This window comes from Streptomyces coryli, assembly GCF_011044975.1.
GTDB classification, from domain to species: Bacteria; Actinomycetota; Actinomycetes; order Streptomycetales; family Streptomycetaceae; genus Streptomyces; species Streptomyces coryli.
In genome coordinates this window covers 1-8,838 of sequence record NZ_JAAKZV010000296.1, presented here as the reverse complement: position 1 = coordinate 8,838, position 8,838 = coordinate 1, and the positions used below count along the sequence as shown (strand labels likewise).

The 8,838-nt window shown below is 71.0% G+C and carries 9 protein-coding genes; 4 read left to right on the top strand and 5 right to left on the bottom strand.

The features are described 5' to 3' along the window. Nucleotides 1-45: 45 nt before the first annotated feature. Complete coding sequence (locus tag G5C51_RS36845) at nucleotides 46-696, top strand: fasciclin domain-containing protein (protein WP_165244382.1); 651 nt, start codon at nucleotides 46-48, stop codon at nucleotides 694-696. A gap of 48 nt (nucleotides 697-744) precedes the next feature. Here the strand turns inward: G5C51_RS36845 and G5C51_RS36840 are convergent, their stop codons facing one another. Genes G5C51_RS36840 through G5C51_RS36825 form a run of 4 tightly spaced genes read right to left on the bottom strand, consistent with a single transcriptional unit; the run spans nucleotide 745 to nucleotide 4,242 of the window. Further along, entirely contained in the window at nucleotides 745-1,167 is a 423-nt protein-coding gene (locus G5C51_RS36840) for a secondary thiamine-phosphate synthase enzyme YjbQ (protein ID WP_165244380.1), read from the bottom strand. 17 nt (nucleotides 1,168-1,184) lie between these two features. Next, nucleotides 1,185-2,237 (bottom strand): alcohol dehydrogenase catalytic domain-containing protein, encoded by a 1,053-nt coding sequence (locus G5C51_RS36835; RefSeq protein WP_338118442.1) that lies wholly within the window; start codon nucleotides 2,235-2,237, stop codon nucleotides 1,185-1,187. Then, the gene (locus G5C51_RS36830; protein WP_240930184.1) at nucleotides 2,234-2,713 is read right to left on the bottom strand and encodes a DUF4334 domain-containing protein; all 480 of its coding nucleotides are present in this window, start codon (nucleotides 2,711-2,713) and stop codon (nucleotides 2,234-2,236) included. The genes G5C51_RS36835 and G5C51_RS36830 overlap by 4 nt, the downstream gene beginning before the upstream one ends. Beyond that, nucleotides 2,710-4,242, bottom strand: coding sequence for a succinic semialdehyde dehydrogenase (locus G5C51_RS36825; RefSeq protein WP_165244378.1), 1,533 nt, complete (start codon nucleotides 4,240-4,242; stop codon nucleotides 2,710-2,712). The genes G5C51_RS36830 and G5C51_RS36825 overlap by 4 nt, the downstream gene beginning before the upstream one ends. Nucleotides 4,243-4,412: 170 nt before the next feature. Between G5C51_RS36825 and G5C51_RS36820 the strand changes: the two genes are divergently transcribed. Further along, nucleotides 4,413-5,621, top strand: a complete 1,209-nt coding sequence (locus G5C51_RS36820; RefSeq protein ID WP_165244376.1) for an oxygenase MpaB family protein — start codon at nucleotides 4,413-4,415, stop codon at nucleotides 5,619-5,621. A gap of 11 nt (nucleotides 5,622-5,632) precedes the next feature. On the opposite strand, the gene G5C51_RS36815 is transcribed toward G5C51_RS36820, so the two are convergent. Beyond that, nucleotides 5,633-6,811, bottom strand: coding sequence for a TetR/AcrR family transcriptional regulator (locus G5C51_RS36815; RefSeq protein WP_165244374.1), 1,179 nt, complete (start codon nucleotides 6,809-6,811; stop codon nucleotides 5,633-5,635). Between the two features lie 146 nt (nucleotides 6,812-6,957). Here G5C51_RS36815 and G5C51_RS36810 point away from each other — a divergent pair, with 146 nt between their 5' ends. Together G5C51_RS36810 and G5C51_RS44360 are read left to right on the top strand one after the other, a co-directional pair. Further along, a complete protein-coding gene (locus G5C51_RS36810; protein WP_165244372.1) occupies nucleotides 6,958-8,550 on the top strand; it encodes a long-chain-fatty-acid--CoA ligase in 1,593 nt (530 codons plus the stop codon). 84 nt (nucleotides 8,551-8,634) lie between these two features. After that, nucleotides 8,635-8,718: a putative leader peptide gene (locus G5C51_RS44360; RefSeq protein WP_420824899.1), complete on the top strand. Its 84-nt coding sequence runs from the start codon at nucleotides 8,635-8,637 to the stop codon at nucleotides 8,716-8,718. Nucleotides 8,719-8,838: the final 120 nt, after the last annotated feature.

Here is an 8,838-nt window from a genome sequence, read left to right as displayed (position 1 = left end):
CCCAGCCCCGATCCCCAACCCCCCGTCTTCTTAAGGAAACAGACCATGAACGCCACCCTCCGCATCCGTCGCATCGCGATCGCCGCGACCGCCGCGCTCGTCCTGCCGCTCGCCGTCACCGCCTGCTCCGACAGCGACAGCGGTGACAAGTCGCAGTCCGCGGGCGGATCCGCCGCCAAGGAGAAGAAGCCGGCCGCCTCCGCGGACAACGGCAACCCCGAGAAGCCGTTCGGCCCGGGCTGCGCCTCGGTGCCCAAGGACGGCGCGGGCAGCTTCGACGGCATGGCCAAGGACCCCGTCGCCACCGCGGCGTCCAACAACCCGGCCCTGTCCACCCTGGTCACCGCGGTGAAGAAGGCGGGACTGGTCGACACCCTCAACAACGCCGAGAACCTCACGGTGTTCGCACCCACCAACGACGCCTTCAGCAAAATCCCCAAGGCCGACCTCGACAAGGTCCTCGCCGACAAGGAGCAGCTCACCAAGATCCTCACCTACCACGTCGTGGGCCAGAAGCTCACCCCGCAGCAGCTCGAGAACGGCTCCTACGACACCCTCGCCAAGAGCAAGCTCACCACCTCGGGCTCCGGCGAGTCGTACAAGATCAACGACACCTCGAACGTCGTCTGCGGCAACGTGCAGACCGCGAACGCCACCGTCTACATCATCGACACCGTCCTGATGCCGAAGATGTGACACCGCACGCGCCCTGCCCCGGCACCCGCCACGGTGCCGGGGCTCGGCTCACCCCAGGAAGCTCAGCCGCACCTGCCGCCGCGGGTTGTCGCCGTTCGTATCCACCAGGCACACCGACTGCCAGGTGCCCAGCGCCAGCCGGCCCTCGATCACCGGGAGCGTGGCGTGCGGCGGGACGAAGGCCGGGAGGACGTGGTCGCGGCCGTGGCCCGGGCTGCCGTGGCGGTGCTGCCAGCGGTCGTCGGCGGGGAGCAGGTCGTGGAGCGCGGACAGGAGGTCCTTGTCGCTGCCCGCGCCGGTCTCGATGACGGCGACGCCCGCGGTGGCGTGCGGCACGAAGATGTTGAGCAGCCCGTCCCGGCCCCGCGCGGCCTCGCGCAGAAAGCTCTCGACCTCCGCCGTGAGGTCGGCGACGGTCTCGCCGGAGCCGGTGGTGATGTCCAGGGTGCGGGTGGTGAACGCGTCGGTCATGGCTCCAGTGTCCAACGTCAGCGGCGCGGAAGCAGCACGGGTTTGAGTACCCGTCCGGCGCGCTGATCGGCGACCGCCCGGTCGAAGTCGCCCAGGTCGTACGTGGTCACCAGCCCGTCGAGCGGCAAGCGGCCCTGCTCGTAGCGCAGGAGCAGCTCCGGCACGAGCAGCGCGGGCTCGGCGTCGCCCTCGACGCAGCCGCGCAGTTGCAGCCCGCGCAGCATCAGGTCGCGGACGTCGATGGCCGCCGTGGCGGGTCCGAGGCCGACCACGGCCAGCACGCCGCGCGGCTGCAGCAGGGTCAGCGTGCGGGCGATCAGCTCGGGACGCCCGGTGGTGTCGAGCGCGTGGGTCACCGGCGGCAGGCGGTCGTCCAGGGAGTTGAAGGCCCGGGCTCCGAACCCGGCGGCGAGCTCGCGGCGCGCGGCGACCGGCTCCGCCACCACGACCTCGACGCCTTCGGACAGGGCGGTGAGGGCGGCCGCGGTGCCGACCGCGCCGGCGCCGACCACCAGCAGCCGGTCGCCGGCCCCCGGCCCGAGGACATTGAGCACCGCTCCCGCACCGGTGAGGAATCCGCAGCCCAGCGGGGCGGCCGTCTCGGGCGGCACGTCGCCGACGGGAACGCACGACCGGGCATCCGCCAGCGCTGCCGCGGCGAACGACGACTGCCCGAAGTAGCCGCCGAATACGGGCGCGCCCCCGACGCGGATCGTCGGCGAGCCGTCGAGCCGACGCCCCGATCCGTTCAGCGCGGTCGCCCGGTCGCAGTACGCCGGATGCCCGGCCCGGCACTGCCCGCACCGGCCGCAGGACGCGAACGAGATCACCACCCGGTCCCCCACGCCGAGGGTGTCCACGGCCGCGCCGGTCTGCTCCACGATGCCGCAGCCCTCGTGGCCGAGCACCGCAGGCCGGTCGCCGAGCGCCGCGCGGGTCAGGAGGTCGGTGTGGCAGACGCCGACCGCCTCGATCCGGACCGTCACCTCATGCGGGCGCGGGTCGTCCAGTTCGGCCTCGACGAGCTCGGTGGCGCCGGCGCCGCCGGAGAGCAGCACCGTGGTCCTCACTCGCGCTCCAGGCCGAAGTAGAAGTGGCGGCCGTCCGCGAGGACGAGTTCGGGCTTGCCGTTCATCACGCCCATGAGGGTGTTGTCGTCCACGCGCTTGAAGTGGTCCAGCACGGGCCTGCCGTCGTACACCATCGTGGCAGTCACCTGGCCGCGGAACTCGACGTTCCACAGGGTGGCCTCCCCGCGCCCCGCCTTCGTGTCGGAGTAGAGGCTGCCGTCCTCGGCCCGGCAGATGAGTGGCTTGGCGTCGTCGAGGGCGTCGAACCGCTTGCCGTGCCAGCGGCTCGCGGCCAGCACCTTCTCGATGGGGTGCCCGGTCAGGAAGGCGAAGCCGCGCCAGGACCCGAGGATTTGGGCCGCGTCGACGACCTCGAGCTCCGCCCACAGGGCATCCAGTTCGCCGGGGTCGACCTGCCCCGTCGTGGCCCGCAGCGCCTGCCATCGCGCCCGTACGCGCATGCTCTCGCCGCTCATCGCACCCGCAGCTTGCGCAGCAAGGCCAGTTGGCCGTTCGTCCGCCGCACGAAAGCCTCCACCGCGCCGGCCGCCCCCGGCTTCGGACCGAGCGGCATCAGCCGCTGCCGCGCGACCGTCTGGCTCTCGGTGTACTTGCGGATGCCCTCGGCACCATGGCGCCTGCCGAGTCCGCTGTCGCCCATGCCGCCCATCCCGGCCTCGATGCTCCCGGCTGCCGCGGCGGCACCGTCGTTGATGTTGACCGACCCGGCGCGGATCCGACCCGCCATCCGGTCGGCGGCGCGGGTGTCCTTCGACCAGATCGAGGCCGAGAGGCCGTACGTGCCCTGGTTGGCCAGGCCCACCGCCTCGTCGTCCGTGCGGTACGGGTAGAGCGAGAGCACCGGGCCGAACGTCTCGTCGCCGCACACGTCCATCTCGGCCGTGACGCCTTCCAGGACCGTCGGCTCGTAGAAGAGGGGTCCGATGTCGGGCCGGGCCCGGCCACCCGCGAGCACGGTCGCACCCTTGGCCACCGCGCCGTCGACATGCGCCGCGACCGTCGCGAGCTGCGCCGGTGAGGTCAGGGACCCGACGTCCGCCGAGTAGTCGTACGCCTGCCCGAGCTCGAGCGCCCGCGTGGCGCGGACGAGTTCGTCGCGGAAGGTGTCGTAGACCTTCTCGTGCACATAGACGCGCTCGATGTGGATGCACATCTGCCCGGTGTTGGCGAAGGCGGCCACGACCGTGCCGGCGGCCGCGGCGGCGACGTCGGCGTCCTCCCGCACGATCAGCGGGTTCTTGCCCCCGAGTTCGAGCGATGCGCCGATCAGGCGGCGCGCGGCACGCTCGGCGACTGCCCGTCCGGTGGCTGTCGAGCCGGTGAAGCAGACGAAGTCGACGGCGTCGACGAGGGCGGTCCCCACCACCGCGCCGGAGCCGGTCACAATCTGCCACAGACCGTCGGGCAGCCCGGCCTCCGCCATCAGCGCGCGGGTCCACAGCAGGGTCAGCGGGGTCTGCGAATCCGCCTTGGAGACCACGGCGTTTCCGGCCAGCAGCGCCGGCAGTGCGTCGCCGGCGCCGAGGTAAAGGGGGTAGTTCCACGGGGAGATGACGCCGACGACGCCCTTCGGCACCCGCACCTCTTTGACCTTGGTCAGCCCCGGCACCATGCCGCGTACGTGCCTGGGCGCCAGGTAGTGCCCGGCACGGCGGGCGTAGTGGCGGGCGATCGTCGCGACCTGGGCGACCTCCTGCCAGGCGTGATACCGGGCCTTGCCGGTCTCCCACTGGATCAGGTCGAGCACCTGGTCCTGCCGGGCCAGCAGCAGATCGTGAAAGGCGAGTACGACATCGGCGCGGCGCCGCAGCGGCAGCCGGGCCCACTCGGGCCGGGCCGTCCGGGCGCCGGCGACCGCCGCCGCGACATCCTCCGGTTGACCGTCCGGCCCGCGGGGCGTCGCGTCCTGACACACCCACGCGTACCACTGCGCGATCAGCTCGTCGGTGACCCAGGCGGGTCGAGAGCTCGTCTCCGTGGTCATCCGGGCTCCTCCAGAACGCCATTGCGATGGTCTTGTCGACCCCGGCACGCGTCGCTATGTTAATCAGAAATCACATCCTGACACAAGGTCAGAAACGTGCTGGGAAGGCCAACCACAAGCACCGCAAGCCCTGATGAGCCGCACGTTCTACCGGGAAGGCGAGCAAGTTAATGAGCAATCTCAGCCGTCGAAAAGTACTGTCGCTCGGCGCCGCGCTGGGCCTCGTAGGCGCCGCGGGCACCAGCGAGGCGTGGGCGTGGTCGCCCGCGGACTCGGTCGCCGGCTACGGCGCGGGCACCGACCCGGAGTACGTATGGGACGACGAGGTGGACCAGCTGCTGGTCACCCTCCTCAAGGAAGGCCGGATTCCCGCGGTCAACTCCGCGATGGAGTCCTGGGTCAACAACAACGACCCGCTGCCCACCGGCTTCCCCGCCGGCCTCACCGCCTGGCTGCAGAAGGTCAACAAGCTGCCCACCTGGGCCGACAGCGCCAAGCTGGCCCGCGCCGCCGACTTCAACCGGCGCAAGGACACGTATCTCTTCATGCTCTACGGCCTCGGCAGCGGGATCATGAGCACCGTGATTCCGCGGGAGGCCAAGAGCGTCTACTGGTCCGCGGGCGGCGCCGACATGAAGGACCGCGCGGCCAAGACGTTCACGTTCGGGTACGACCTGGCGCAGCTGAAGGGCTTCGAGCCCGAGGGCCAGTTCGTGGTCACGGCCAACAAGACCCGCCTCGTGCACGCCGCGGTACGGCACCTGCTGCCGCAGTCGCCGCACTGGACGGCGGTCTCGGACCAGAAGATCCCGATCAGCAACGCCGACATCCTGGTCACCTTCCACAGTCTGGGCACCTACGTGCGCCGGAAGCTGCTCGACTGGAAGGTCCCGTTCCCGGCCGAGGACCAGGAGGCGTTCCTGCACAGCTGGCAGGTGGCCCTCCATCTGCTGGGCGTGCGGGAGGAGTACATCCCCAAGTCGTGGGCCGCCGCGGAGGCGCAGTCGGCTCAGGTGCTCACCCCGATCCTCGCCCCGTCCACCGAGGGCATCAAGCTCGCCGAGGACCTGCTCGGCCTGCCCTCCCAGCTCGACCTGGGCGTCACACGCGGCTTCCTCAACGAGTTCGTGCGCTACGTCCTCAGCGACCAGATCGGCGACTGGCTGAGCCTGAAGCGCGACCCCGCGGCGGCGGCCCTGATCCGCGGCGTGTGGCCGGCCTACATCAAGTTCCGCGAAGGCCTGATCGACGTCGCGCCCGGCGGCTTCTATATGTTCGACCAGTTCGTGCGCGCCCTGGCCATGGGGTTCTTGAACAACGGCCAGTCGGGGACCACCACCCCCATCGTGATCCCGACGGGGAACAGGCAGGGCTCCTGAGACAGCGGACGTCAGAGCCCCAGGGCACCCACGACCAGGCCCGTGACGGCCGCGCGGTGCCCGGGGCTGTCCCGCCAGCGCAGCTGCCGCCCGGCCTCGACCACCACCCCGAACCCGGCGTGCACCAGGACCCGGGTCTGCCGCGGGTCCAGCTCGGGGCGGGCCGCCCGCAGCTGCTGCTCCCAGACCGCGATGTGCTCGCGCTGCGCCACGACCAGCGGGCGCCGCAACTCGTCCGGGAGACCGACGAATTCGGCTTCGGCCACGCTCGTGAGGTCGGTGTGCTCGAAGCTGTACGCCACGTAGGCCGCGGCCAGCGCCACCACGGCGTCCCGCGGGTCGGCCACGTCCTGCAGGCTCCGGTCCACCGCCTGGGCCAGCAGCCCGGCCGCCTGCGAACATGCCGCCGCCAGGATGTCGACCTTGCCCGGGAAATGCCGGTACAGCGCGGACGGCGCGAGCCCCACCGCTTCCGCGAGCTGGCCGTTCGTGACGTTGGCGAAGCCGTCCCTGGCGAACAGCGGGATCGCGGCCGCCAGGATCTCCGCCCGCCGCGAGCGCGGCACCGGCAGGGCGGGCAGCTCGACCTCGGCGGCGCGACTGCTCCCCCCGGCCCGTACGGGAGCGGCGGGGTCGGTCGCCAGCACGCGCAGGGCGCACGCCAGCAGCACGTCCTCGAGCCGCCGCTGGGCAATGGAGGTGCGGTGCATCGTGATCGATCCGATCGCGCCGAGCGCCGCCACGACCCGCAGCCGCTCATCGGACCCGGGAGCCGCCCGCCCCGCCGCCTCGGCGGCCCGTTCGACGACCCGCCCGAACTTCGCCTTGAGCAGCCGGCGGTCCTTGCGGTCGAGATACCTGGCCTCCCACCGGTATACGCCGCCCGACGCACGATTCGCGACGGTGACCCGGATGAGGGCGCCCAGCACCTCCGCCGGGGCGGCGTCGGGCGGCGTCTCGTCGAGCGCGTCGACGAGCCCGTCCACCATGGCGTGCGCACACTCGGCGAAGAGCGCGTACTTGTTCGGGAAGTGCCGGTACAGGGCCGTGGCGGTGATCCCCACCCCCGCGGCGATCTCCTCCATGGACGCCGCGTGGTAACCGCGCTCGCTGAAGAGCCGGCCGGCCGCGTCCACGATCAGCTGCCGGCGATTGCGGGGGCGCGTGGCGGCGACCTGTCCGGTGGTCATGCCGCTCAGTCAATCACACGCCCGGCAGGCCGCGGCCATGTGATTCCCCATTAACAAAAGTGCGTCGTACCCCTTCTCTCAGGCCCGCATTGACCAGCAGAATGCCGCTGCGGGAACCGATCGACACGACACCCGAGGAGCCTTCCATGTCGACCGAGACGGTGCCCTCCTGGTCCTTCCGGCACCACTGGATGTCCCAGGCGGCCACGCACGCGATGATGCGCCCCGACAAACCCGCGCTCCGCTACCTCGGGGAGACCACCACCTGGGCGCAGCTCTCCCGGCGCTCGCTGCAACTCGCCGCCGCGCTCGCCGGCCGGGGCGTCGCCGCCGGCGACCGCGTGGCCATGCTCACGCTGAACCATCCATGGTTCGTGGAAAGCGTGTTCGCGGCGAACAGCCTCGGGGCGATGGCCGTACCGCTGAGCTTCCGGCTGGCGCCGCTGGAACTCGACTACATCCTCGGCGACTGCACGCCCTCGGCCGTTGTCGTCGACGCCCGGCTGCTGCCGCTGCTGCGCTCCGTGCCGGGCGCGTCGTCGATCGGGACGGTCGTGGTCATCGGCGAGGCGGATGCGGCTGGGGTGGGGGCCGAGGCCGGGGCCGAAGGGACGTTCGCGTACGAGGACTTCGTCTCCGCGCACGAGCCGATGGACCTGCCCGACATCAGCGAGGACTCGACCGCGCTGATCATGTACACCTCGGGCACCACCGGCCGCCCGAAGGGGGCGATGCTCTCCCACCGCAACATGCAGGTGCAGGCCATCACCTGCATCCGCGCGATGGAGATCTTCGACGACTCCGATGTCGGCTTCCTGACCGCGCCCTTCTTCCACATCGCGGGCCTCGGCTCCATCGTCGCCAACTTCGTGGTCGGCAGCACGGTCGTGATCCATCCGCTGGGGGCCTTCGACCCGCGGTCGGTCCTCGACGCGTACGAACGCGAAGGCGCCACCGTCGTCTTCAACGTGCCGCAGCAGTGGGACCTGCTCTGCGCCCAGCCCGACATCGACAAGCGCGACCTGAAGCTGCGGATCATCAGCTGGGGAGCGGCTCCCGCGAGCGATACGACCCTGCGCGCCATGGGCGAGAAGTTCCCCGCCGCGCTCAACGTCGCGGTCTTCGGCCAGACCGAGACCTCGCCGATCACCTGCGTGCTGCGCGGCGCGGATTCACTGCGCAAACTGGGCTCGGTGGGCCGGCCGATCCCGGCGATCCAGCACCGCATCGTCGACGAGGACATGAACGACGTCCCCGTGGGCGAGGTCGGCGAGATCGTCTACCGCGGGCCCACTCTGATGCAGGGCTACTGGAACAAGTCCCAGGAGACCGCGGAGGCCTTCGCCGGCGGCTGGTTCCACTCCGGCGACCTGGTCAAGCGCGACGACGAGGGCTTCATCTGGGTGGTCGACCGCAAGAAGGACATGATCATCAGCGGCGGCGAGAACATCTACTGCGCCGAACTGGAGAACGCCATCGCCGCACACCCCTCCGTCCTGGAAGTCGCGGTGATCGGCAGGCCCGACGAGCGCTGGGGCCAGGTCCCGGTCGCGTACGCCGCCATCAGCCCGGATTCGGGCCTCACCCTGCAAGAGCTGACCGGCTTCCTCGACGGAAGACTCGCCTCCTTCAAGCGCCCCAAGGACCTGATCCTGCTCGACGCCCTCCCCCGCAACGCAGGCGGCAAAGTCGTCAAGCCCGCTCTCCGCACTCAGGACGCGGCGCGCCCCACCGTTTAGTACGCCCGCAACACCCCCGCAATGAACGTCCGGCAGCCGAGACGGCGTTGACCGGCGGTGAAGCGGGTCGCTACGTTTTCGGGCATGTCTACGTCAGTCCTGCTCACCACGCGCGGTCATATCGACCTGCTGCGGGTGGCCTCCGCCGGCTGTTGCCGCGCGCGCTGACGCTCTTCCCCTTCCTTCACGCTGCCCAGCGGCGATCCCGTGCGCCTCCTGGAACGGAGCCCTTCGTGGCTGTCGACAACGCGCTGCCCGAAATATCACAGAAAACCGCCCCACCCAGCC

Coding starts and splice junctions, on each gene's coding strand:
- G5C51_RS36845 (WP_165244382.1), top strand. CDS start 46: ATGAACGCCACCCTCCGCATCCGTCGCATCGCGATCGCCGCGACCGCC.
- G5C51_RS36840 (WP_165244380.1), bottom strand. CDS start 1,167: ATGACCGACGCGTTCACCACCCGCACCCTGGACATCACCACCGGCTCC.
- G5C51_RS36830 (WP_240930184.1), bottom strand. CDS start 2,713: ATGAGCGGCGAGAGCATGCGCGTACGGGCGCGATGGCAGGCGCTGCGG.
- G5C51_RS36825 (WP_165244378.1), bottom strand. CDS start 4,242: ATGACCACGGAGACGAGCTCTCGACCCGCCTGGGTCACCGACGAGCTG.
- G5C51_RS36820 (WP_165244376.1), top strand. CDS start 4,413: ATGAGCAATCTCAGCCGTCGAAAAGTACTGTCGCTCGGCGCCGCGCTG.
- G5C51_RS36815 (WP_165244374.1), bottom strand. CDS start 6,811: ATGACCACCGGACAGGTCGCCGCCACGCGCCCCCGCAATCGCCGGCAG.
- G5C51_RS36810 (WP_165244372.1), top strand. CDS start 6,958: ATGTCGACCGAGACGGTGCCCTCCTGGTCCTTCCGGCACCACTGGATG.
- G5C51_RS44360 (WP_420824899.1), top strand. CDS start 8,635: ATGTCTACGTCAGTCCTGCTCACCACGCGCGGTCATATCGACCTGCTG.